This window comes from Methylomonas sp. 11b, assembly GCF_000515215.1.
Classification (GTDB): domain Bacteria; phylum Pseudomonadota; class Gammaproteobacteria; order Methylococcales; family Methylomonadaceae; genus Methylomonas.
In genome coordinates this window covers 4614244-4639911 of the sequence record NZ_KI911557.1, presented here as the reverse complement: position 1 = coordinate 4639911, position 25668 = coordinate 4614244, and the positions used below count along the sequence as shown (strand labels likewise).

Here is a 25668-nt window from a genome sequence, read left to right as displayed (position 1 = left end):
ACAGTTCTCCTATTAAAGCGCGCTGAGCGTATGTTGCTCGGCGCCGGTGTCCAATCCAAAGTTGGCTCGTTGAATAATCTCTTTACGCATTTGCGGGCTAAGGGTGACGAAATACGCCGAGTAACCCGCCACGCGTATCATCAGATCTTTGAACGGCTCGAGGGCTTTATGCTCGGCCTCGCCGGAGCCCGCCTGGCCGGCCGCCGTGGCGGCGCGGTCGGCGGCCACCAGATCGTTGATGGAGGACACGCACATTTGCACCAGCACGCCGTTTTGGTCGGCAAAGGCCTTCATATAGCGCGAGAACAACTCGGTGTCTTCTTCGAAATGGCCTCTGTCGCGGGTCGTCAGGCTGAGGTTATAGGTATAGCCGTTTTGCACCGTGTTGGCGTTCACCGACGTGACCGACAGCATATGATCCAGCAAATTGACCGGCTCGCCGTTGGCTTTCACCACACCCGGACACGGCGTAATGCCGCTGGCAAAGGATTCGCCGCTGCGCCGTCCGTTCGGCGTGGCTTTGGTCAGCATCCCAAAACCGGCATGATTGGTCATGCTCCAGTAACCGGGCAGATAGCGCCCGCCGCGATGAGTGCGGTATTGGGCAAACACTTCCTGCAACATTTCGGTCAGCAAATGCGTGTATTTGACCGCCGTGGCGTTGTTATAAATGCCGCCCGGGGTTTGATCGACGCCGGCGCCGTATTTGGGGGCCAATCGGACCATTTCCTTGATTTGTTTTAACCGATCTTTGCTTAGATTAGGCAAGCTGAGCGGCGCATCCTCGGGATGCAACCAGTTTTTTACCCGCGCCAGAAATGCCGCCCAAGCGCTTTTGGGTTGTAGGCTGTTTTCATCGAAATCGGCCTGCATGGCGGCCAGCAATTCGCCGGCAGACATTTTGCCGCCAAACACCAGGGTGTCCAGCACGCAAAACGAGTCGATCACATCGGCCAAACCAATCACCGCAATCCCCGCCGAATTGTATTTGGCCCCGCCGGCGGATACATCGCGAAAACTGGCACCCTCGCTATCCGGGGTATTGGTAGGACCGGTGAACAGCCCGGACAAAAACGGCGACTGGCGGGATTGTTCGTAGAATCGGCCGAAGTAATTGTTGCATTGCACGACATGCCGGGCCATTTCGTTCAATTGAAATTTAAAGGCTTCGATAAACGCTTGCATGCTATCGATTTGAATCAACGGCTGAGTGGTGTAACGCTCGTCGCCGTAAAACAGGTTTGGCGATTTCGGCGCCACGCCGTCGCTGCGGTGTTTGCCGCCATACAAAGCCAGCTCTAACACCGCCGGCAGCACCATCAAGGTCGAGCCGGTATTGCCGTAATGTTTATGCGCGGCGTTCTCTTCGATGCAGCCGATAGAAGTGTAATCGTAGGCATCAGCCAAGGCTTCTTCCGCGCTGATACCGGCATGCGCCGCATAGTAATTGGCCATGGCCGGCACCACTGCCGCGTCGCCATGCAGCGCCGGCGTGGCCCTGGTCAGGATATTGACCTGACAGATGCGTCTAAGATAAGGGTCCATCACTTCGGCCGGCAGCGGATTGCCTTGGGCATCGCGGTGGTGCACATCCCGGTGATAGCGAGCATGCACGTTCGGATCGCGGATCGACAAGATCTCTGTGGCTTTCAGAATGATGTAAGTCATGTCGTTGACCGCATCGACGACTTGGCCGTTTTCGTAACGGGTGCCGCCCACGGTCAACGCCTGATTCGAGCCGCTGCCGGCAAACAGGGTTTCCGAACCGGAGGTGGACAGCGGTACATGATCGGAACAGTGCAGAAAGAAATGGCTGACCAACTCTACAGCCCGACAGGTATAGTCGTCCTGAGCATGGGCGCTATCCAGTTTTTGCCAATCGGCCAAATAGAACGGGTTGAGGATTTGATCGAGGCGGCCGATGGAAAAACCGAAATTGGTATTTTCTTGTAACAATAGGTGGTAGCAAATCCAGACTACCGCCAAAGCCTCGTGCAAGGTTTCTGCGGGCTGGGCCGGAATCTTCCGGCAAATGGCGGCTAGTGCTTGGTTGCCGGCTTGGTCGGAGGCCTCGGCTAGATGTTGCGCATAAATTTTGGCGCCTTCGTATACATCGATAACGCCTTGTAGAAATTCCACCTGCTGCGGCGTGGCGGCCGTGCCATTGGCAATATCCTGTCTGGCCCGTTCGATTAGGCCATCGAAGCCATATTTCAAAACCCGCTCAAAATCCGGCACCGTATGCGAAACACAAGTGGCCTTGTCGGACAGGAAGAAGGCCACCCGCTCCATCAATTCTTGGGCTTTTGGCGTTTGTCCGGCCTTTTTACGCAATGGCGGATCGATCGACGGTTGGTAAGAGCCACCTACCCGGTCGCGGTTTTCGTATTCGGCGCTATCGTAATCGCTGTACCTAGCTAATTCCTGCACCGGTTTTTGTTCCAGCCAAAACGGAAAAATCTCCCGATTCAGGCGGTCGGCCACTTCCGGGCGAATCTTGAACGGATTTTGGGCGCGAGTCGTGACCGTCTTCAATTCCGGCCAGATGCAATAACCGATGGTATCGGCGTAGACCACCGGACCGACGAAGCTGGTGGTGGTTTGGCCGGGCAGCAAGTCGTCTGCATGCACGATTGCGGTTTTGTTGACGAAGATGTGGCGCAGCGCTTGGGCGCGCCGGGTGTAAGGCGGTAAGGCCTGACTCTCGGACCGGCGTAAGAATTCGGTCAGCAAGCGCGGCAACTCGTCGCAAATTTCCGGCGTGCCTTCCGGCGCAAACAGCTTCTCACGCCAGGCGTTGACGACCGGGAACTGTTCCAGCGTTATATGACGTAGCGCCAAGTCCTTCAGAGTTTTAATTTTCTGGAAGTCTTGATTGATGATGGGAAATAAGTCGACTTTTCCGGAACCGGAGTCCGGCAGCGCAGGACCCTTGCCGAGTTCTACCGAAATACCGCCGTCGGCTGATGGATATGGAACAGACATGTTCAATCTCCTTTACAACAGAACGTTCCCTCGTAAGCGTATGCCGGCTGCTTGCGGCTTGATCGCCAGTTCCCTGCTCCGACTATTTTTGTGATTTACGTCTAGATTATAGATCAATCCCTGTAAAATATAAGGAAATAAACTAGCGCTAATTTCCGGTATGCCAGTGCTATTTTGAAGTTTTAATGTTGCTGATAGTTAGCAGCATTGCACCGGACTAACGTCAACAACCTGACCAAGGTTCAACGCCGGGTGTAACGATGTTTTACCCCGGCGGGAAAATATTCCGTATCTGCAAAACTATGTAAGCTGATTTGCGGCAATTGTTTCTCGGCTGGCGTGTAATTGGCAAACTCGCTGTTCAGCCGCAACAATTGAGTACGGATGGAGGCGGCTATCTTTGGCGCCAGCGCCGGTTCGGGCACCACACCCGGCAATAATTCCACGGCAATATGCAGATATTTATCGCCCTCGGCATTTTCCTGAGTTTGCAGGACAAATTTTCCGGTCACCCAAGCCATGATCTCCGGCTGCTCCAGCCCCACCGTAACGTTTTCCGGATAGATATTGGCGCCGTAATAGGACACGGTAAAATCCGCGCGGCCAAACACATACACAAACGGCAGGTTACGAGCTTGAAAACCACTGTCCAAACCTAAATCCTCGAACGACTGCACGCCGTGCTGCCGCAAAAACTCCCAGATTTGCGCGTAGGTCAAGACCCCGCCCTTGTCGGCGATGTGATAGCGCAGTAAGGGTACGCTGTTCTCTCCGGAGACCACCAAAGTCCCCTCGTGTACTTCGAAGAAACGGCTATGCGGATCGTATTGGACCAGGGTCGGCAACCGCGACTCGCCAAACAAACTTCGCGCCGCTTCCGGCCGTTGCGCTAACCAACGGCGAATGGCGATGCTGAGCGGCGTTTCGTTACCCAATACGCCGCCGTCTGCGGTACCGTACAAAGATGCCGAGTCGAAACAAACCGACTCTGAACCGATACGCTCGGACAGCAAGCTGCGCCATTCCTCACTAAACACCTCGCCGGCAAACACCAGTTTGGGCTTAAATTGTGCCCAATCTATGCCATCGGCGGCGCCGGCATCGATCACGTCCTTTACAAATGGCGGATAACCTAGCAGCACGGTTTGCTCAAAATGCGGCGCCAATTCTCGCACCACCCGAAAAATTTCGGCTTTGTTATTGCCCGGCGTTGCCACCAGCAACGGATAGCCTTTGCCCGCCAAATGCCAGCAGCAAGACGTGGTAAACAATCCGCCCACCCAATTGCCCAGCGCAAAACACACCACCGCCAGCGTAGTCCGTTGATCGGCCTGAAAACTGTCCTTGAACACTTGCTCGAAGCGCACAGCCACATCCAGCTCATACGCCGCCGAACGCGGCCAAAACGTCGGCACACCGGTGGAGCCTGACGACACCGCCACTCGATCAGCGCCACTCAAACTGCCACCGAAACAGCGCGCCGGCAAGGGATAGGCTTGCATATAGTTAACTTTGTTAATTAAGGGCAGATTTTGAAAATCAGGGTAAGTTTTAATCTGCGCGGCATCGATGTGGTTTGCTTGCAAAAACTGCCGATAAGCGGGAACCTCGGTCTCACAACGCTGGAATAAAGCCAGCATCTTTTGCTGAGGATCAAACGCTTGATGTTCTGCAAGTAAGGCATCCAATGGCTTGGACAGAAAATGCTGAAATGCTGCCGCGGAAGATGTTGTGGGTAAATAGCTCATCGCAAACCACCTGAAAAATGCTGGAAAAACGCTAAAGGTATATTCTTGGCCTGAATGTTTGGTAAAAAGTTAATTCGGCACGGTTCCTTGATCATACCCATGCAAGCATTGAGACTAGACAAATCCTTATCCTACCGCAACGATATTCCGATACCGGAATTAGCTGCCGGTGAAGCTTTGATTGAACTGCGCCTAGCCGGCATCTGTGCTACCGATCTGGAACTGGTGAAAGGCTATGCCGGCTTTTCCGGCATCCTCGGCCACGAATTTGTCGGTACGGTAGTTGCAATTGCCGATCACAAACACCGAGACTGGCTGAATCGGCGCGTGGTGGGCGCCATCAACATCGGCTGCAACGTCTGCGAGGTGTGCCGAAGCGACGGCCCTGAGCATTGCCTGAATCGCAAAGTGTTGGGCATACGCGGTAAAGACGGGGTATTTGCAGATTATTTCAGCCTGCCGGTTGTCAACCTATACGCCGTTCCTGACGCGGTGCCGGATCAAGCCGCCGTGTTTACCGAACCCTTGGCGGCGGCATTACGCGTCGTCAAACAAATTGCCGCAATCCCCGTCACCGGCGTCGCCGTCGTCGGCCCCGGCAGATTGGGTTTATTGATCGCCAAAGTGTTGAATCTGGCCGGCTACCGGGTCACAGTGCTGGGCCGATCAACAAATTCCTTGGCATTGCCCAGGCAATGGCAGCTGGCGACAGGCTTGACGACCGAGACTCCGGACAACTATTTCGACTGCGTTGTCGACGCCAGCGGTCAAGCTGCCGGCTTTGCCCAGGCCTTGCGCATCGTCAAGCCACGCGGCACATTGGTGCTAAAAAGCACCTTCGCTGCCAACGCGGCGCTGGATCTAAGCAAAGTGGTGGTTTACGAAATCAACATCATCGGTTCCCGTTGCGGTCCGTTTGCAGACGCCCTAACCCTGTTGGCCGAGGGCAAACTGCCCGTGGCAACCATGATAGACGACCAATACCCGCTTAGCGACGGACTTGCTGCATTCACGCACGCCGCCCAAGCCGGCGTCAGAAAAATTCTGTTACAGCCGGCACTGCATGCAGATTATTAGCCCGGCCCTCAAATATCGCCGCTCCCGCGAAGGCGGAAACCCAGCGGCTATATTGCCCCCGCCCATACGTGAATCTAGCCCGGATATTTCACCATTCGGCGCCAGAAAGACCACGCTGAACCGCTGGAATATGTCAGAAGAGACTCAAGCCGGTAAGCAACGCCATAACTCAAAGCGGGCATGCACTTAGAAGGCGTTACGATGCCAAAAGCATATTATCCAAAGTCTTTTTCGCCAACGCGGCCTGCTCGGCAGGCACAGAGACCTGATTAACCACATGCCCGGCCGCCAGATTTTCCAGCACCCAACACAGATGTTGCGGGTCGGTACGGAACATGGTCGAACACATGCTTAAAGTGGGCGCCATGAAATGCACGCTTTTGCCTTGGGCTTTGCATTCCTGATTCAGGCGGTTGACCAGATTCAGTTCGGTCGCCACCAACCAACGGGTATTGGCTTCGGCTTCGCGGACGATTTTTAAAATCATCTCGGTTGAACCGATGAAATCGGATTTTTCACAGACTTCGAAGCAGGCTTCAGGATGGGAAATCACGATGGTTTCCGGGTGCTTTGCCTTGAACGCGTCAATCTGCTCCGGTTGAAACGCTTGATGCACGGAACAATAGCCTTTCCAAAGAATAATCTTGGCGTCGCGGATTTGCTGCTCGGTCAAACCGCCTTGCGGTTTATTGAAATCCCAGGTCACCATTTGCTCCAACGGGATGCCCATCCGGTAGCCGGTGTTGCGTCCTAAATGCTGATCTGGAAAGAACAATACTTTTTCGCGCTTCGCAAAACTCCAATTCAGAATTTTCTGTGCGTTTGAAGAGGTACAAACGATGCCGTCGTGCTGACCGCAAAACGCTTTCAAATCAGCGGCCGAGTTGATGTAAGTGACTGGCGTCACCGTGTTTTCCACGTCGATGATTTTTGCCAGTTCATCCCAACATTGCTGAACTTTGACTTTATTGGCCATGTCGGCCATCGAGCATCCGGCAGCCAAATCCGGCAAGATCGCGATTTGCTCCGGCCGCGACAAAATATCCGCGACTTCCGCCATGAAATGCACCCCGCAAAACACGATGTATTCGGCCTCAGATTGCGCGGCTTCCCGGGATAATTTCAAAGAGTCGCCGAAAATATCCGCGTGTTTAAACACCTCATCGCGCTGGTAATGATGTCCAAGCACGATACAGCGTTTGCCGAGTTTGGCTTTGGCGGCAACGATGCGGGCATCGCATTCGGCATCATCAAGCAAGGCGTAATCATGTATGGGTAAGGCAGCAGTCATTTTTTAACCTGAAAATAAAGCAAAGAAGTGTAAAGCCTTGGGCCGGTTTTTAACAGTCGGTTCCATCGCCAGCCGAATTACAGGGCATATTGCAGCAAGGTGATGCCGACCCAGCCAAAGCCCAGCGTGGTTACCACAAAACTCAAAGCCGAATAAATCCGCCAGATCGGCTTGGACCAAAAGTCGGGATCGAATGCCGCGACCACAAACACGCCGGGATTGGTCAGGCCGCCGATCACCACCAACCAACAAGCCGTCACCGGCAACGGCACTTTCGCGCCGTAAAAACCTAGGCAAAACAGTGCCATCAATGCAAAATCCACGTGGGCTCTGATCAGGGTCTTGTAGTCCTTCAAAAATTCGCCGTCTATGCCTTTTATCGGAAACCATTTTGCAAAAGTCATCAGCCACGCGGATAGCAAAATGGCGAAGATCATCAACACTGCGCCGATCAATAATATTTCCATGATTTTTTAGTCTGTCGTTGTAAAAATTACGCTGAGGTCGACGCCAATTTAGCCGGACTCAAGCCGGAAAAGTTGGCGCGAAGCTCAATATAAAGCGTGCTGAAGCAAACTCATAGCGCCGGCGCCGCTTTGGTTTTGCACATACTGTAAAACCACCGGCACAAACTGGCTGACCATGGACGGATTCATGCCCAAAGATTGAAACGATCCGGCCAAATTCGCCAGACTGCCGAGTTGCCCGCCCATTAATCCGCCCGCAGCGCCCAGCAAAGATTGCGAACCGGCAGCGGAAACCTGTTGAGGCACCGAGGACAAATAGCGGTCCATTCCCGGCACGGCATTGCTCAATTGCGAGAAGTCACCGGGATTCATGCGTTGCTGCGCCACGGAAAAAATTGAACCCACACCGCCCAGCGCTTGCTGCGGACTGATTCCCAACTGGCCGACCAATATGTCGATCAATCCCAATTGGCTAGTCTGCCCCATTGCCCCGGCGACGGCACCCACAGCACCAGAACCATAGCCGGCTTGAGATCCGCCCAGAGCAAAAGTCTGATCTGAAACCTGCTGTTGAACGGGTGCACAAGCGCTGGTGACCGCGATAACGCTAACTGCTGTAAAACCTTGCAAAACCTTCATTCTGTCGAACTCCTGAAAAACGCCGAAACACCGGATCAAGCCACATGATGGCCGCCAAAACCGGCACTGTAAATCGAAACCGGCCTAGGATACAACCAGAGCCTTTTTATAAAGCGCTTGCGCCGCATGGTGAACAACAGCGGATTCCCGTCTTACAACTTTAGTGTTATCTGCCGATGACCGAGAAACTCCCCGCAAACATTGTGGGTAAAAATCGGCAATTCGAATGAATTCAGTATAATCCCGGCTTTAGCCACAAGAACAATAAAGGTAAAAATATGCTGAATATTCAAAAAACGCTCGAAGACTACTATCTTCGCTTGCAAGCCCATCCCCAATACCTGCATGTAATGACCTTGCCGCTGATGCAACGTTGGGGTGTATTTATCGGTTTGTTTTTGCTCTCCCAGCTTTTGGTATTCGGCAGTCTGTACCTTATTTTTGACAAAGTGGTGGTGATCGGCTTTCTGGCCAGCGTGCTGGCGGGATTGGCGACCGGCATCGGCGCCTTACCTGCCCTGTTCTTTAAAAACATTTCCGACCGATTATTCAATGGTTTGCTGGGTGCCGCGGCTGGCGTGATGTTGGCAGCCACCGCCTTTTCTTTGTTGGTACCCGGCCTGGACTACGGCGAGCAAATCTGGCCCGGCAAAGGTTTATGGATCGTGTCGGCCGGCATGCTGATCGGTGCGCTGTTCCTGCATTTTGCCGACAGCCGTTTGCCGCATCTGCATTTTGATTCGGTCAGCGATCATTCCTTGGATTCGCTGCAAAAAATCTCTTTATTCATCATCGCCATCACCATCCATAACTTCCCGGAAGGCATGTCGGTCGGCGTCAGCTTTGGCTCCGGCGATATGAAAAATGGCTTGGTATTGTCTATTGCGATTGCCTTGCAAAACTTGCCGGAAGGTCTGGCGGTAGCGCTGCCCTTGGTGGGCTTGGGCTACAACAAATGGAAAGCCGTCGCCATCGCCACGTTGACAGGCTTGGTGGAACCGGTGGGTGGCCTGCTAGGCATTACCATGGTCACGGTGTTTTCATCGGTACTGCCGATTGCTATGGGGTTTGCGGCCGGTGCGATGTTGTTTGTCATCAGCGAAGAAATCATCCCGGAGACGCACTCCAAAGGCCGCTCGCGCATCGCTACATTTTCATTAATGGCCGGTTTCATCATCATGATGATCTTGGACAAAATACTGACATAAACACCGACTAAACCAAGCACGCCACCCAAAAGGCAAAAGCCTTTTGGGCTTTTTATCTTCCGATCAAACGCCTCAGTACCGAATGGAATACCTAGCAGCATTCATCACCCAAATAAGCGCATTAAACCTTACGGAATTACTGGCGACCGGCGGCACCAGCTTTGCGCTGATCGCGGCAGCTGAAATCGGCGATAAAAGCCAATTGGTATGCATGACCTTAGCGTCCAAGCACAGACCGGCTCCAGTGCTGTGGGGGGCTATCGCCGCGTTCGCGCTGCTCAACACCTTGGCGGTGGTTTTCGGCGCGGCGATTGCGAAATGGTTACCGGAATATCTGGTCGCGGCCACCGTCGCCCTGCTCTTTGCCGCATTCGGTCTGCATGCCTTACTCAACCACGACGAAGACGATGACGACGAAGAAATCGCCGAGAAAAGCGGCCACGGCATTTTTTTTACGACCTTTTTATTGATTACCGTCGCCGAATTTGGCGATAAAACCCAACTGGCCGTTGTAGCGTTCAGCAGCACCGCGCAACCGATTGCGGTTTGGCTGGGCTCGACGCTGGCACTGGCCTTTACTTCAGGACTCGGCGTGCTGGCCGGGCGTACCGTATTGCAAAAAATCCCCTTGTCCTTGCTGCATAAAGCCAGCGGCGTGTTTTTCCTGATTTTATCGGCAATAGCGGCTTATAAAGCCTACGAAAGCTTGCTGGCGGCGGGTTTACTGCCGCAACTTTAGCCAAACACCAGATGTGAAGCGATTCATGGCATTTCCCAATTACCGCTGGCTAGACTTTCCGGCGATACTCGGCTTGGCCGGGCTTTATTGCCTATTGGCTAAAATTGTACTCACCTATTTCTCGGAAACCGGCAATGTCACCTTGGTGTGGTTTTCCGGCGGATTGGGATTGGCCGCTTTATTGCTGAAAGGCCTTCGCTATTGGCCAGGCATATTTCTGGGTGCTTTTGCCGCCGGCTTGATGGTAGACGACTCGTTCCCACTGTCTTTTGCCATTGCAACCGGCAACACACTGGAATCGGCGACAGCCGCCTACCTGCTAAAAAACCAACAGCGTTTTTCTTTAGACTTGACCGAGCCAGGCCACTTTATCTGGCTAACCCTGACCGGCGCCGCTTGCTCGTTGATCAGTGCAGGTATTGGCCCTTTGGCTTTACATCAGGCCGGTTTCATACCACTAGCGGCTATCCCGCAATCGATTTTACATTGGTGGATGGCGGATGCTTTCGGCATTGTCACGGCCACGCCGATATTATTGGTTTGGCGGAATTGGCCAAACCAATGGCTTGCTGAAAAACGTGGCCTGGAAGCATTGCTGCTGATCATTCTGACCTTGTTCGCCGGCCAAGTAGTATTTCTCGAAGCTTTCCAGCCTGTCTTTGGAAAAATCGCCCGCGGTTACTGGATGTTTCTGTTTGCCATTTGGGCCGCCCTCCGTTTCAATCGTCATGGCGTGACACTGATTGCCGGCTTGATTACCATCCAAGCGCTATTCGGAGCAGCACATCATCTGGGCTTCTTTGGCGACGATTTTGAGAAAAGCGAGTTGCTGAACCTATGGTTTTATATATTGGTACTGTCCTGGACCGGCACGACTTTGGCACTAACCCTACACAAACAGCAACTGATTACCACAGGACTGGCAGATAGCGAACGGCGTTTGAAGGCAATAATCGACTACTCCCCAGTGCCCCAGGCCATTTACGACGCCAAAGGCAATTTCACATTGCTAAATCCGGCTTTCAACAAAGCTTTCGGTTACACGCTGGACGATATTAAATCGCTAGACGAATGGTGGCCCAAAGCCTATCCGGACCCTGTCTACCGCCGGACCATTATGGAAAACTGGCAGGAGTTGACTGATAAATCCCGTCGCATACAAAGTTTCGAAACCATCCAAGCGGAAATTCATTGCAAACACGGCGAGCGGCGCACTGTGCTCGCAGGCTCGGTATCCTTAGGCGAATCGTATGTCGGAGATAACCTGGCCATTTTGTTCGATATTACCGAGCAACTAAAATCCGAAAAAGCGCTGACCGAATCCAATTTATTGTTGCAGACCATCCTGGAAACCTTGCCGATCCGAGTGTTCTGGAAAGACCTGGATTCTCGCTATTTGGGGTGCAACGCACTATTTGCCGGCGACGCCGGACAACATAGCTCAAAGGATTTAATCGGGAAGGACGACAATCAACTGAATTGGCGAGATCAAGCCGCAAATTACCAAGCGGATGATCGCCAGGTAATCATATCGGGTAAGGGCAAACTGGCTTATGAAGAGCCGCAAACCACCCCTGACGGCAATACCATTTGGCTGCGCACATCGAAAATACCCTTACGCAACTCCGATCATGAAATTATCGGGGTTTTGGGCAGCTACGAAGACATTAGCGAGAATAAAGCCCGAGAAGACGCATTAGCCCAATCAGTTTCCTTGCTAAGGGCTACCTTGGAAGCCACGGCTGACGGTATTCTGGTCGTCAGCCTCCAACGCCAAATCGTTACTTACAACCAGCGTTTTTTTGAACTTTGGCAGTTGCCCAACACTGCGGTTGGAGAAGATAAAGACGATACAACACTTTTGCATTTAGCCATCAAGCAGTTAAAAAATCCGGGCGAGTTTTTCGACAAAGTCCAGGAGCTCTACAATCACCCGGATCAAGAAAGTTACGACCTGATCGAATTCAGCGATGGCCGGATTTTTGAACGCTATTCCAAGCCGCAAAGTATCGCCGATATTATTGTCGGCCGCGTATGGAGTTTTCGCGATGTCAGCAATCAACATCGCGCGGAGCAAGCATTACAACAGAAAGAATATTATCAGCGCGCATTGCTGGATAACATACCGCATGCGATTTGGCTGAAAGATACTGAAAGTAGATTACTGGCAGTCAACCAGGAATTCGCCAACGTATTTGCCGCTGAAAATCCGGAAGCCTTGGTCGGCAAAAACGATTTCGACATCGCTCCCCCGGAATTGGCCGAAAGTTATCTCGCCGATGACCGGCGCGTGTTGGCCTTAAGGGATAAGTTGATAGTCGAAGAAGAAATTGTCGATCGCGGCGTACGTAAATGGTTCGAGACCTATAAAGCGCCGGTAATGGATGAGCAAGGCCAGTTGCTGGGTACAGTGGGTTTTGCCCGCGATATCAGCGAGTTGCGCAAAATCGAGGAAAACCTGAGATTGGCGGCTCTGGTTTACCACAACAGCAGCGAAGCGATGATAGTGGTGGACAGCGATAACACCATCCTCAGCGTCAACCCTGCTTTTACCACAATGACCGGCTATACGGCGGAAGACGTTGTCGGCAAAAAACCGCATATCCTCAGTTCGGGCGAACACGATGCGGCGTTTTACCGAGAGCTATGGGCGGCCCTGGACACCACCGGCGCTTGGCGCGGAGAAATAAAAAACCGGTCTAAAGATGGCCGCCTGTTCGTCGAAGAACTGGCTATCAACACCATTTACAATGCGGAAGGCAAGCCGCAACGCCGTGTCGCACTGTTTTCCGACATCACTCAGCGTAAACAATCCGAGGAACAAATCTGGCGGCAAGCCAACTTCGACCCGCTCACCGGCCTGCCTAATCGGCGCATGTTCCGCGACCGGCTGGAACTGGAAATCAAAAAAGCCCACCGCATGGGACAGTTGTTTGCCTTGTTGTTTATTGACCTGGACCGCTTCAAGGAAATCAACGATACGCTGGGCCACGACATGGGCGACAACTTACTCAAGGAAACGGCACGGCGCTTACAGACCTGCGTCCGCGAGTCCGATACCGTGGCGCGCTTGGGGGGCGATGAATTTACGGTTATTTTGAGCGAGCTGGACTGCATTGAAGTGTCTGAACCCATCGCTAAAAACCTGCTACAAAAACTCAGCGCACCGTTTAGCTTGGACGGCGAACTGGCATATGTCTCCGCGAGTATCGGCATCACGTTCTATCCAAACGACAGTACCGATTTAAGCCAATTACAAAAAAATGCCGATCAGGCCATGTACGCCGCTAAAAACCAGGGCCGTAACAACTACCGCTTCTTTACCAAAGCCTTACAGGATGCACTGGAAGCCCGAGCCGCGATACTTGGCGACTTACGTATCGCGCTGGCCAACGCGCAATTTTTGCTGTGTTATCAACCTATCGTCGACTTGCTGAACGGCGAAGTCCACAAAGCGGAAGCCTTATTACGTTGGCATCACCCAAAGCGTGGCTTGATTAGCCCGGCAGAATTCATACCGCTGGCGGAAGAAACCGGTTTAATCAGAGAAATCGGCGATTGGGTGTTCGAAACCGCGGCACGACAAGTGCAAACTTGGCGAACCACTATCAATCCCGACTTTCAAATCAGCGTCAACAAATCGCCGGTGCAATTTCAAAGCGCCGAGCATGCCCCTGAAGACTGGTTCAATTATTTGCATCGACTGGGATTGTCGGGCCAAAGTATTGTGGTAGAAATTACTGAAGGCTTGCTGCTGGACGCCAATCTTTCTGTACATAATCATTTGATGGCTTTCCGCGACGCCGGCATGCAAGTAGCGATAGACGACTTCGGCACCGGCTATTCCGCATTGTCCTATCTGAAAAAATTCGACATCGATTATTTGAAGATAGACCAGTCGTTCGTCCGCAATTTATCGCAGGATTCGAACGACTTCGTGCTCTGCGAAGCCATCATCGTGATGGCGCATAAATTGGGCTTAAAAGTTATCGCGGAAGGTGTGGAAACCGAGCAGCAACGTGATTTGCTGGCCGCTATCGGCTGCGATTACGGGCAGGGTTATCTGTTTGCCAAGCCGCTGCCGGCGGCATTGTTTGCACAACAATTCGGTAAGTCAGCATAGCGGACTCTCGCCCGCTCCCCGCCGCCGATGCAGTTATCTTTGTTACCGCACTCGCTCCCGCACAGGCGACAGCGCAGTAGCCGCAATGGCTGTTAATCGAGACGCGGGCTTATACGGAAATGCCGGCCACCGATTGTTGTAGCCGGGTTGATAATTTAGCGGTATCGCTGGGATATTACAGACCGTGGCGTGCTAAACAGGACTAATCACCACGCCATCCGGCTGCAAACTCAAGGTCAAGTCACCGCGCAATAGGCCCTGCAACTCCCGGCCAGCCATGTTGTAACGCCAGCCGTGCAACAACAAGCAATCCTCATCGCCGGACAATAATTGTTCCAGATCCTTGCGGGTAGCCAAAATAATGGGATTCAGCGAGTTTTCCTCAGCACGGATCCTAACCACCGCGCTGAGCACATCCACTATCGCTTCATGCTGCTGAGTTTTCTTGCCGGCTTGATCTTTTTCAGCCAGGGGTTTGGGTGCACGTTGTTTGGCGCTATCGATCAATTCGCAAATCGTTTTGCCGTAGCGATTAACAGTGCGGTCATTGATGTTGCGGATTTTGGCTAAATCGGCCAAGGTCACGGGTTGTAATTTGCCCAGTTCCAGCAGCAAATCGTCCTGCAACAGCCAACTGCGGGGTTTGTTTTCTTGCTGAGCGGTACGTTCGCGCCATTCCGTGAGACTTTGCATGATGGACAATTGCTTGCCGGTCAGCTTGTTTTTGCCGCGAATCTTCAACCAGGCATTTTCCGGCGACAGTTGGTACAACTCCGGATCGTTCAACAAGGCAAAATCGCTCTCCAACCAGTTTGCGCGCCCCAGTTTATCCAGCTGATCGCACATGATTTTGTAAATCTTGCAGAGGTAAATCACATCGTCGGCGGCATACTGGATTTGATCCTGACTCAAGGGCCGTTCCGACCAATCGGTACGGGTATGCGCTTTGCTGAGATTGACGTTCAGGAAGCTGGATACCAGCATCGCGTAGCCGGGATTTTCCTGAAAACCCAGCAGCGGCGCGGCAATCTGCGTATCAAAAATCGGGCCGGGAATTTTGCCGGTAATCTGGTAAAAAATTTCCAGATCTTGCCGGCAGGAATGCAACACTTTGACAATATTGGGATTGTAAATCGCCTCTAACAACGGGGTTAAATCGGCTATCGCCAAGGGATCAACACAAGCCACCCAGCCCGGTGCGGCTATTTGCAGCAAACAAAACTTGGGGTAATAGGTTTTTTCGCGGAGAAATTCGGTGTCCAGAGCTATCCATGGCTCCTGGCTAATCAGTTGGCAAAGGCTATCGAGTTGATCCGGGCGGTTGATATATTGAATAGTCATAGTCGCTATGGCAATTAACAGGGCTTGCCGAAAAACGGCGTGACTGCGCATTTTACCGCGTCGGGCCGCTATTGACTTAAATATTCCGGAATTGCCCGACTCGACGCAGAGCAGGAATTTTTCCTTTTTATTTCCAGCAATGGAACCCCCGGCCCAGCTTGTTTACCATGCCGCTTTTGTTTTGTATTACTCAGGTAAAGTTATGAAAAAAGTTGCGCTCGGCGTGCTGCCATTGTTCAGCATGTTGCCCTTAGCCGAAGCCATAGCCGCGGAAGTCGCGACTAATCTGGAGGAAGTGGAAGTCGTGGCGGTAACGCCTTTACAATTCGGAGGCGTCGATATCAATAAAGTTCCGGCGAATGTGCAAACCGTGTCAGCCGAGAAATTGCAAGAAGCCCAAGCCCTGTCTTTGGCTGACTACATGAACCGCTACCTCGGCAGCGTCAATATCAACGATGCGCAAAACAACCCCTTGCAACCGGATGTGCAATACCGCGGTTTCAGTGCTTCACCGCTCATGGGTTTACCGCAAGGCTTGGCAACGTATGTCAACGGTATTCGTTTCAATGAGCCGTTCGGCGACATGATCAATTGGGATTTAATCCCCAGCGGCGCCATCGACAATATGAGTTTACAGCCGGCATCGAACCCTGCCTTTGGTTTGAATGCCTTGGGCGGATCGATCAACATCAACACCAAGACCGGTTTCTCGGCACCCGGCCACAGTTTCGAAGCCCAAGGCGGCTCTTGGGACCGCCATTCCGAAGAAGTCACCAGCGGCTGGAACGACGGCACCTGGGGTTATTTTCTGGATTTCAAATATTTCAACGAGAAAGGTTGGCGCGCCCATTCGCCCAGCGAAGCCAAGCAAGGCTTCGGCACATTGAGCTGGCGCGGCGTTAAATCCAGCCTGGATTTAAGCATAGGTGGTACCGATAATACCTTGCGCGGCAACGGCGCCCTGCCTCAGGAAATGCTGGCGTTCGGCCGCGACCAAGTATTCACCCATCCCGACATCACCCGCAACCGGATGATGCTGGTGTCGCTGGATGGCGATACCTGGCTGAACGACCACAATCAGTTATCGGGTACGATGTATTATCGGCGCAATAAAATCGGCACCTATAACGGCGACGGCAGCGAATTTGGCGCCTGCCTGGACGAAGGCGGCGGTGAAAATGCCTTTTTGTGCCAGGAAACCGACGGCGAACTGGCCGACGAAGGACTCTTCGATTTGGTGGGCAACAATATCGCCAACGATCCTTCTGCTGTGGGCGGCACTATCAACACCTCCAGTACGCTGCAACAATCATTCGGTTTTGCCTTGCAAAACGCTTTCGACCACAAGATATTCGGCCTCAACAACCGTTTGGTCGGCGGTGCCAGTTTCGACCATGGTAACGCCCGTTATCATGCCGACACTCAACTCGGCTCGTTAACCGCCGACCGCGGCGTGGCTGGTGCCGGCGTACTACTCCAGGACGCCCATGTGCGCTTGACCACTGAAACCGACCACTACGGCCTGTTTCTGACCGATACCTTTTCTCTGACCGACAAACTGGATCTGACGGTATCCGGCCGCTACAACCAGTCGCATATCAAGTTGCGCGACCATGTCGGCAACGACCTGAACGGCTCGCATTCCTTTGATCGCTTCAATCCGGCGGCGGGTTTGACCTACGCCTTCATGCCCGAATTAACCTTTTTCGGCAACTACAGCGAATCGTCGCGGGTGCCGACGCCGATGGAGCTGAGCTGCGCCAACCCGGACGATCCATGCCGCTTGCCCAACGCCTTCGTTTCCGATCCGCCGTTGAAGCAGGTGGTGGCCAATACTTTCGAAACCGGCGTGCGCGGTCGGTTGAAAAACTTGTTGCCTGGCTACATGGATTGGAATTTGGCTTTATTCCGCACTATCAACAATAACGACATCATTTTCAAAAGTACCGGCGGCGTCGGCAGCAATGTCGGTTATTTCGACAATGTCGGCTCTACTTTACGCCAAGGTGTGGAAGCGGGGTTGTCGGGCAATTTTTACGAGCGCTGGCGCTGGTCGACGCATTACACTTATATCGACGCCAGCTTCGAAACGCCATTTCTGGGTAGCAGCCCCAACAACCCGATGGCGGACGGTAGCGGCAATATTCCGGTACAAGCCGGCGATAAAATCCCTGGCATCCCCGCCCATCAATTTAAGTTCAGCACCGATTTCGACATCGTTTCGGCCTGGACTTTGGGAATGGATATGAATTACAACAGCTCGCAATATCTGCGCGGCGACGAAGCCAATTTGACTGCCAAGCTGCCGGGATTCGTCGTGTTTAACTTACGTAGCGAATACCGCTTCAACAAAAACGTCGCGCTGTTCGGAAAAGTAAGCAACTTGTTCGACCGTCAATATGCCAATTTCGGCACGTGGGGCAATACCGGCGATGTACTTGACGGCGTGGGATTGCCTGGCGACCAACAAAGCCGCTTTGTTGGTGTGGGCGCGCCGCGTGCCGCTTGGATAGGCATTCGCCTGACGATGTAGGCCAAGCTTGGCCGTAGGAAAACGGCTGGTGAATTAGCCGTTTTCCTCGTCTAGCTGATTGTTGTTACGGGTTTGTCTGAATTTATTATTCGGCTTAATCCGTTTGATATTGAGGCGATGCGGTCCTATAGTCGCTTCGGTCAATAACTGAAAAATATCCGCCGGCATGCCGTCCGGTAACTCAACCAGCGTGTGGGTATCGCGAATGTCGATCCGACCGATGCGCTTCTTATCTACACCGGACTCTTCGACCAATACCGCTTGAATATCATCGCGGCTAACTTGGTGCTGGCTGCCGACGGCCAGACGATAACGCACCATTTTGCCGTTTGCATGCTGACCGCGACTGTGAGGCTGCGGTAGAGGGACCAACAATTTGGGTTGTTGGATATGTGCGGGATACAAGTTTGGTTGACTCAGATAAACCAAGGCCGCGGCGCAAGTCAATAGATCTATATCCAATTCGGCCGCGGTACGCTGAATCAACTCTCGTTGCTGGGTCAGGTCTTCTTCGGTGACTATGCGCTGCAAGCGCCTTTTAAACTTATCTTCCTTACGACTTTCGACAGAGAAAGCGTTCATAGTGCCTTACAGTCTATCCAGATCGATTTCCACAAAAGCCTCGTCGCGTAAGCGCCGCAACCATAATTCGGTTTCTTCCTCGATTTTACGCTTGCGGATTTCCTCGCGGATCTTGTCTTTTTTGAATTGCTCGCTGTTGTCCTGATTTTCGCGACCCAACACCTGGATCATGTGCCAACCGAATTGGGTTTGCACCGGTTGACTAATCTCGTTAATCGCCAACTTGTTCATCGCTTCCTCGAAAGGCGGCACTAATGCGCCCGGACCCACCCAATCCAGCGAACCGCCGTTAATCGCCGACCCTTTGTCGTCGGAATGCGCGCGCGCCAAGTTGGCAAAATCGTCGCCATCGTTAATCCGTTCTCTAAGCGCCACCAAACGCTTCTGCGCTTCGGCGTCGTCCACCAATTCATTAGTCTTGATCAGAATGTGCCTGACCTTGGTTTTGGTAACGATATGCTGCCCGGCACCCTCAGTTTCCAACATTTTGATGATATGAAATCCACTGGGGCTGCGAATCGGTTCAGAAACATCGCCCTGGTTCATCGTCGTGACAACTTCGGTGAACAGGGACGGAATTTGACCGATGCTGCGCCAACCCAGATCGCCGCCTTTCAGGGCATTATCGTCGTCGGAGACACTCACCGCGACTTGTTTGAAATCCTTGCCGCCGCGTAAATCGGCGATCACCTGATCAGCCTTGTCCTTGGCTTTTTGAATCGCAGTGGCCGAAGCCGCCTCCGACACCGCGATTAGAATATGCCCCAAATGATACTGGGAGTTGCTCTGGCCGGCTTTGCTCTGGGTTTCCATGTAATGCAACACTTCGGCATCGGTGACCTTGACCCGCGAACCTATTTCCCGACCGCGCAGCTGGTTGATGATAATTTCGTTGCGCAGATTATCCTCGAAAGCTTTGTATTCCATGCCTTGCTTGGCCAACTCGTTACGAAAACTTTCAACCGACAAGCCGTTGCGGCTGGCTATATCAGCGACAGAAGCGCTAAGCATCTCATCGCTGACCTGTACGCCCGATTTAGCCGCCAGTTGCCGTTGTAACTTATCGACTACCATGCGTTCCAACACCTGTTTCCGCAGGACATATTCGGGAGGCATCGTTACATTGTTACTACGCAATTTACTGACGATGGCCCCAACTTCGTTATTCAGTTCGCGTTCCAGAATCACATCCTCTTCCACCACCGCCACTATTCGGTCCAACACCTGGGCTTGGCCCGGAGCGATGTAAGCGCTTAGCAGCAAACAGAAAATCACTACCCATTTTTTTATCATGCGTTGCTTACTCAAAATAGCTGGCTTTGCGATAGCCTTTCAGGTTGGTTTGCAGGAACGTATCGACATTGTCGCCGAAGCTGGACAGACCTTTCAGTTCCAACTGTACGAAAAACGCGGTTTCCGGCTTGGTGCTCGGATCGATAAAGGTAACAGTACCGGTGTTTGCACCATTGATAAAGCGCCTACCGAGGATGCGGAAGCGCCAACAACAGTTTTCCTTTTCCACACCAATGAAACTTTCCGTGGTTTTGTCGAAATTCAAAGAATATTGCCAACGTCCGAAGCCGTACCATTCGCCGAATAACGGTAAGCGGAACGATACATCGGTTTGCGAGATGGTTTGTAAACTATCCAGAGGATTACGGCGATAGCGATACCCTAGATTAAGTATCTCGTTTGGCTGCCTGCGATACGTTAATGCAACTTGGCCTCTGGCAAAACCATTAGCCTCAGGATCCCATTGCGTTCCGGTCATATATGACAAGTTACGGCTGAATTGCCCACTGAGCTCTCCGATCAGGTTGGACGTACTGCTTGTTTGGGGGGCTGTAAACGGACGCACGGTTGGGTTATTTTTATCATACAAATCCACTGTTCGATCCTGGAAATAGAGGATCTGACCAATACTCAACTTCAATGGTTCTAAGCCAGTATTTGAATCGATGAACCTCGATGTCGCAGCTAAAGTAACCTGGTTCGCGTCCTGAACTCTATCGCCGCCGGCGAAGCGATTTTCCCTAAACAAGCTGTAAAAATTAGTATCGTACAAAGCGGTATCGAAAACGGGAATGTTGCTCTGATCTTTACGAGGGATGTACAAATAAAATAATCTAGGTTCCAAGGTATTCAGATATGGAGAACCGGACAAATTCAATTCTTTTTCGAATGTCATGCCGCTATCCAGCGAAAAAATTGGTAATGCACGGCTTATTGTAGATGGCAGTCCCGCCTGAGTCTGACTACTTAACTGGTATTGAGTGTACTGACCAGTAATTTTAGGTATGACAAATCCAGCACTACTTTCCAATGGCAAACTAATCGATGGTGCAATATTGAAGCGCTGACCGTTTACCAAATCGGTGTGGTAGAAATGAGTAAACTCGTTATTCATCGCCAGCGTAACCGGCAAACCTTCGAACGCACGCGCCACGTTGAAATTGACACGAGGCAGCATATCGTAGGGCATCGAGGCATCGGGAATGGTTTTATCCACCGATTGATAATGGTATGCCCCCACCGACAAACCTACACCGGTGCCGGCAACAGACCCGCCGTAACTCAGTAACGCGGTACTGGGCAAATAACTGGTATTTTGGAAGCCCAAAGCATTGTTCAAGTCGTTGAAATAGGTTTTGTCGGACACATAATTCAAATCCAGCAAGGAATTTAAACCAGGTAACAAGCTGGTTTGGTCTTTCCAGCTTGCAGAGTAACGGGCCTTGTTGACCAATTGATCGTTGGGCATATATTCCGCAGAAAACGTGCCTCTGGACATATCGGTCAGGTAGCGGAATTTATTACGTAATTGCTCGCCACGCTTGGTCATGTAACGCGGCGTGACGATATCGTCGAAGTTGGGGGCAATATTCCAATAAAACGGCACGGAAAAGTCGAAACCGTTCCGCTGTGTGTTACCCCAGGTGGGCGCCAACAGGCCCGACAGACGCCGATTGTCGGTAGGAAAAGAAATATACGGCGTGTAAAGCACTGGTACGCCTTTAAATTCCAACCAGGCGTTTTTCGCCGAACCTTGCCCACTGTCCCGGTTAATTTTCATCCGCGACGCATGCACGATCCAGTCCTGATTGCCGGGCGCACAACTGGTAAAAGCGGCGTCGTTATAACGCGACAAACCTTTGCTCTCGCGATAAACCACCTCGGCATTACCGCGAAACGGCGCCTCCGCGACGATAAATTGCGCCTTCCGCAAGCGCGCTTCGTCTTTACCCAGGCTCAAGGAGGCGGTCTCGCTGGAAAACGCCATTTGGTCTTCACTGTATAACACGCTACCTTGTGCATCTAGCGTCTCGGCAACCGTATCGTAGCTGGCCTTGTCGGCGATCAAATGCTGATCGGCGCGCACCATATCGACATTCCCGGCAAAATTAAGCACTTCGCCGTCGAACACTTCCGAAAAATCGGCATTGATATCGGTGGTTGCCGCATCGCGAACCTCGGCGGAGGTGGCTCTGATTTTACGTTTTTTAGCGCCCCACACTTCGCAGCTTTGCCAAGGATCTTTATCAAACTCCGCCCGTAAGGTTTGAAAATTACGCTCCTGTTTGCGATCAAAGGTAGGCGTAAACCAAGACGAACCGGACTCTTCACTGCCGCCGCCCTCAGCCACGACATGGGCCTCGCCTTTCGGATCGGCACCCACCAGATTACAGTTCCAACCGCTCTTATCATCACCGGTTTTACAAGTCCAACCGGGCACTTTACCGGTGTTGGCATTGGCTGTCTCGGTTTTGGGCTCGACTTTTTCCAGCACCGGTTTTTGATTTTCAGTGACTTTAACCCGCAACTTTTGTGGCTCTGCAACGGCTTTTTCCACCACCTTTTCGACCACCTTAACCTTTTCCGGCTCCGGCTTGACCGCTTGCTGAACGGGCGCTGGCACGACGGGAACAGGCGGCTGCGCGACCGTTTCCGGCTGGGCAGGCTTGGTTTGGGCGGGTGGGGTAGGTTTAATCACTTGCGGCTGAGCAGTTGGCTCGTTGCCAGCAGGTGTTTGATTTAGACAAGTCCATTCGCCATTTTTGGTTTGCTCACAATTCCACGCCGCATTATTGGCAGCAGAGGCGACGCCCGTAAAAAACAATAATGCTGAAGAAATTGTATAAAACCGATAATTCATGTCTTGGCGAATGCAGCTAAATTGACTTAGCGGAATGGAAATCGAATAAAATGCTTCCCATCATTTTACCTTAGGTTGACCCGCAATTAATAAAAATGTACGTTTCCAGCTCAGACCGCCGCTTGGCGGAGCTTGTCGATTGGCTCAATAACGACGTCGCACTTGATATACAGCAAATTACCCCGGCTTCCAGCGACGCCAGTTTCAGGCGATATTTCCGAGTTGAGCACCGCGACGGCTGCCACATTGCCATGGACGCGCCGCCGGACAAAGAAAATACCGAACCGTTCGTACGCGTCGCCGGATTGCTGAAACCAAGCGATATCCATATCCCGAATATCTATCAACAGAATAGCCGACAAGGATTTCTGTTGCTGGAAGACTTAGGTTCTACGAGTTTTCTCGACCGCTTACAAATCGGCAACGCCGAGCTGCTGTATAGCCAGGCCATGGACAGCTTGTTCAAACTACAAACCGGCGTAAACCCGCTTGACTGCGGCTTGCCGGCTTACGACAGCGCCCTGCTCCTCCGCGAGCTAGCTATTTTTTACGAATGGTTTTTGGAAAAACTACTCGGCATTGCCATTCCACATAAGCTCGCGACAACTATCAACACTATTTTGATCGATTCGGCGCTTGAACAGCCGCAAGTCTGCGTGCACCGAGACTTCCACTCGCGCAACCTGATGGTGCTGGAACACAACTCTCCTGGGGTTATCGATTTTCAAGATGCGGTGATAGGCCCTATCAGTTACGATCTGGTATCGCTGCTGCGCGACTGTTACATCGCCTGGCCCGAACAGCAAGTCATCAGTTGGGCCCAGCAATATCATCAACGCCTGTTGGCAATCGGACTGCTGAACGCCGATTTTAATCGATTCAAACGCTGGTTCGACCTGATGGGCATGCAGCGCCACCTGAAAGCAGTGGGCATTTTCGCCAGACTTCATCTTCGCGACGGCAAATCCCATTATTTGGCCGACATCCCGCGCACCCTGGCTTACATCTCCCGTGTTTGCGACCTCTATCCCGAGTTCGCAGACATGCAGCAGTTTCTGCAAGAACAGGTGCTGCCGCGTGTCGGAGCATCCGCATGAAGGCAATGATTTTGGCGGCCGGACGCGGCGAAAGAATGCGACCATTGACCGACCACACCCCTAAACCTTTACTGAAAGCAGCCGGCAAAGCGCTAATCGAATTCACCATAGAAAATCTAGCGGCCGCCGGCTTTGGCGACATAGTCATCAACATCGCCCATCTAGGCGAGCAGATTAAAGACTATTGCGGAAATGGTAAGCGCTGGAATGTATCGATTGTGTATTCTGATGAAGGCGAAACCGCACTGGAAACCGCCGGCGGCATTGCCAAGGCCCTGCCTTTGCTGGGCGACGAGCCGTTCCTGGTGCTTAACGCCGATATTATTTGCGATTATCCCTTGGCCAATTTGCGGACCAAAGCCATCGATCTCGCTCATCTGGTGATGATCAATAATCCGCCGCATCATCCGGAAGGCGATTTTTCACTGAACGCCGACGGCGTATTGTCGGAAAAAGGTTTGAACAAACTGACCTTCAGCGGTATCGGCGTTTATCACCCCAAGCTGTTTGCCAACATCCCCGTCGCGCCGTTAAAACTAAGACCGGTGTTAAACCGCGCCATGCAGCAACAGCGGATTAGCGGCGAGAAGTTTTCCGGCCTGTGGATGGACATAGGCACACCGGAACGCTTGGCTGAACTGAGTGAACAACATGCTCGCCACGGCGACAGACATACCGAGGATGCCGCGTATTAGAACGGCTTGACGACGGCCAACAGGACTATGGCGACTAAGAACAATACCGGAATTTCGTTGATCCAGCGGAAATACACATGCGAATGCCGGTTGCGATCATACTTAAAATCCAGCAACCATTTGCCGCAAAACAAATGATAAACCACTAGCAAGCCCAATAGCCCCAACTTAAGATGCAGCCAACCGCTGGCGGAATAAAGCATCCAGGCGTAATCGCCCAACATCCAAACGCCGAATATAAAGGTGCAAATCATGCCCGGCGTCATGATGCCGTAATACAGTTTGCGCTCCATCACTTTGAAACGTTCGTTGCTGATACTGTCGTCGCTCATTGCATGATAAACAAATAATCTGGGCAAATAAAACAAGCCGGCAAACCAAGTCACCATAAAAATTAAATGTAAGGCTTTTAACCAGAGCATGAGGTTCCCGAGGCTGACTAACGTAAAATTTCGGTGGTCACCGGCGCGGGCATGCCCGGTAACACGGTGGGAGGCGCGACAATCAGCACCCGATTACTGTTTTGCTGCGTCTGTCGTTCCAAGGCTGCCGCCTGGCGCTGTTCCGCTTCAACTTGCTGCTGTTGCGCAATTGCGCTTTGCTTTAGGGCATTTGTCGATTCGGTTTGATTTTTCAGCATCGCATCGCGTCTTTCGGCTTCCAGCTTGGAGGCTTTGGCTGCTTCCTGTTCGTTTTGCAGGGCTTCCAGCTTCGCTTTGGCCGCCGCTTCTTGGGCTTCATTGGCTTGAATATCCAACTGCACGGTTTTATCGCTGGCTTGACAAGGCTTGGCCTGATAAACGGTTTTACTGTCCTTGCCGATACATTTGAATACTTCCGCGCGTGCCGAGTGAACACTCAGAACCATCAACAGCAAAATTAACACCCTCATAGCACACCTCGCCAAAACGCCATTTGCTCGGGCCATAGTTTAGGGTAAAAATTCAGTCTGTTTTTAATAGTTAGGAAAAATCCTCGCGCAAAATCGGG

The 25668-nt window shown here is 52.3% G+C and carries 18 protein-coding genes; 7 read left to right on the top strand and 11 right to left on the bottom strand.

What is annotated here, in order from left to right:
• Positions 1–12 precede the first annotated feature (12 nt).
• Together METH11B_RS0122305 and METH11B_RS0122300 are read right to left on the bottom strand one after the other, a co-directional pair.
• Positions 13–2985 carry a pyruvate formate lyase family protein gene (locus tag METH11B_RS0122305; protein ID WP_026603941.1) on the bottom strand — a complete coding sequence of 991 codons (2973 nt, stop codon included), beginning with the start codon at positions 2983–2985 and terminating at the stop codon, positions 13–15.
• Positions 2986–3227: 242 nt separating this feature from the next.
• The gene (locus METH11B_RS0122300) at positions 3228–4733 is read right to left on the bottom strand and encodes a phenylacetate--CoA ligase family protein (protein WP_026603940.1); all 1506 of its coding nucleotides are present in this window, start codon (positions 4731–4733) and stop codon (positions 3228–3230) included.
• Positions 4734–4832: 99 nt separating this feature from the next.
• Here METH11B_RS0122300 and METH11B_RS0122295 point away from each other — a divergent pair, with 99 nt between their 5' ends.
• Positions 4833–5810 carry an MDR/zinc-dependent alcohol dehydrogenase-like family protein gene (locus METH11B_RS0122295; protein WP_036278142.1) on the top strand — a complete coding sequence of 326 codons (978 nt, stop codon included), beginning with the start codon at positions 4833–4835 and terminating at the stop codon, positions 5808–5810.
• 196 nt (positions 5811–6006) lie between these two features.
• Here the strand turns inward: METH11B_RS0122295 and nadA are convergent, their stop codons facing one another.
• The 3 genes from nadA to METH11B_RS0122280 all read right to left on the bottom strand — a co-directional run bounded on the left by nadA (position 6007) and on the right by METH11B_RS0122280 (position 8207).
• On the bottom strand, positions 6007–7101 hold the full coding sequence (gene nadA / locus METH11B_RS0122290) for a quinolinate synthase NadA (RefSeq protein ID WP_020485325.1): 1095 nt from the start codon (positions 7099–7101) through the stop codon (positions 6007–6009).
• A gap of 77 nt (positions 7102–7178) precedes the next feature.
• Positions 7179–7568: a hypothetical protein gene (locus METH11B_RS0122285; RefSeq protein WP_026603938.1), complete on the bottom strand. Its 390-nt coding sequence runs from the start codon at positions 7566–7568 to the stop codon at positions 7179–7181.
• An 84-nt stretch (positions 7569–7652) separates the two neighbouring features.
• Complete coding sequence (locus METH11B_RS0122280; protein WP_026603937.1) at positions 7653–8207, bottom strand: DUF2780 domain-containing protein; 555 nt, start codon at positions 8205–8207, stop codon at positions 7653–7655.
• A gap of 278 nt (positions 8208–8485) precedes the next feature.
• On the opposite strand from METH11B_RS0122280, the gene METH11B_RS0122270 reads away from it, so the two are divergent.
• From METH11B_RS0122270 to METH11B_RS0122260, 3 genes are all read left to right on the top strand, one after another.
• The gene (locus tag METH11B_RS0122270; protein WP_036276326.1) at positions 8486–9415 is read left to right on the top strand and encodes a ZIP family metal transporter; all 930 of its coding nucleotides are present in this window, start codon (positions 8486–8488) and stop codon (positions 9413–9415) included.
• A gap of 82 nt (positions 9416–9497) precedes the next feature.
• Positions 9498–10154 carry a TMEM165/GDT1 family protein gene (locus METH11B_RS0122265; protein WP_026603934.1) on the top strand — a complete coding sequence of 219 codons (657 nt, stop codon included), beginning with the start codon at positions 9498–9500 and terminating at the stop codon, positions 10152–10154.
• A gap of 25 nt (positions 10155–10179) precedes the next feature.
• Positions 10180–14277, top strand: a complete 4098-nt coding sequence (locus tag METH11B_RS0122260) for a bifunctional diguanylate cyclase/phosphodiesterase (RefSeq protein ID WP_026603933.1) — start codon at positions 10180–10182, stop codon at positions 14275–14277.
• A gap of 192 nt (positions 14278–14469) precedes the next feature.
• Here METH11B_RS0122260 and rnd read toward each other — a convergent pair whose 3' ends face one another.
• The gene (gene rnd / locus METH11B_RS0122255; protein ID WP_026603932.1) at positions 14470–15669 is read right to left on the bottom strand and encodes a ribonuclease D; all 1200 of its coding nucleotides are present in this window, start codon (positions 15667–15669) and stop codon (positions 14470–14472) included.
• A gap of 151 nt (positions 15670–15820) precedes the next feature.
• On the opposite strand from rnd, the gene METH11B_RS0122250 reads away from it, so the two are divergent.
• Positions 15821–18151 (top strand): TonB-dependent receptor, encoded by a 2331-nt coding sequence (locus METH11B_RS0122250; RefSeq protein WP_036278136.1) that lies wholly within the window; start codon positions 15821–15823, stop codon positions 18149–18151.
• A gap of 33 nt (positions 18152–18184) precedes the next feature.
• Here the strand turns inward: METH11B_RS0122250 and METH11B_RS0122245 are convergent, their stop codons facing one another.
• Genes METH11B_RS0122245 through METH11B_RS0122235 form a run of 3 tightly spaced genes read right to left on the bottom strand, consistent with a single transcriptional unit; the run spans position 18185 to position 22724 of the window.
• The gene (locus tag METH11B_RS0122245) at positions 18185–18733 is read right to left on the bottom strand and encodes a DbpA RNA binding domain-containing protein (RefSeq protein ID WP_026603930.1); all 549 of its coding nucleotides are present in this window, start codon (positions 18731–18733) and stop codon (positions 18185–18187) included.
• Between the two features lie 6 nt (positions 18734–18739).
• Positions 18740–20026: a peptidylprolyl isomerase gene (locus METH11B_RS0122240; RefSeq protein ID WP_020485316.1), complete on the bottom strand. Its 1287-nt coding sequence runs from the start codon at positions 20024–20026 to the stop codon at positions 18740–18742.
• A gap of 7 nt (positions 20027–20033) precedes the next feature.
• A complete protein-coding gene (locus METH11B_RS0122235) occupies positions 20034–22724 on the bottom strand; it encodes an LPS-assembly protein LptD (protein ID WP_231499654.1) in 2691 nt (896 codons plus the stop codon).
• Between the two features lie 257 nt (positions 22725–22981).
• On the opposite strand from METH11B_RS0122235, the gene METH11B_RS0122230 reads away from it, so the two are divergent.
• Together METH11B_RS0122230 and murU are read left to right on the top strand one after the other, a co-directional pair.
• Entirely contained in the window at positions 22982–23983 is a 1002-nt protein-coding gene (locus METH11B_RS0122230; protein WP_026603927.1) for an aminoglycoside phosphotransferase family protein, read from the top strand.
• On the top strand, positions 23980–24678 hold the full coding sequence (gene murU, locus METH11B_RS0122225; protein ID WP_026603926.1) for an N-acetylmuramate alpha-1-phosphate uridylyltransferase MurU: 699 nt from the start codon (positions 23980–23982) through the stop codon (positions 24676–24678). The genes METH11B_RS0122230 and murU overlap by 4 nt, the downstream gene beginning before the upstream one ends.
• Here murU and hemJ read toward each other — a convergent pair.
• Both hemJ and METH11B_RS0122215 read right to left on the bottom strand, forming a co-directional pair.
• Positions 24675–25100 carry a protoporphyrinogen oxidase HemJ gene (gene hemJ, locus METH11B_RS0122220; RefSeq protein ID WP_026603925.1) on the bottom strand — a complete coding sequence of 142 codons (426 nt, stop codon included), beginning with the start codon at positions 25098–25100 and terminating at the stop codon, positions 24675–24677. The genes murU and hemJ overlap by 4 nt on opposite strands.
• A gap of 17 nt (positions 25101–25117) precedes the next feature.
• A complete protein-coding gene (locus tag METH11B_RS0122215; RefSeq protein WP_026603924.1) occupies positions 25118–25570 on the bottom strand; it encodes a DUF4124 domain-containing protein in 453 nt (150 codons plus the stop codon).
• Positions 25571–25668 lie beyond the last annotated feature (98 nt).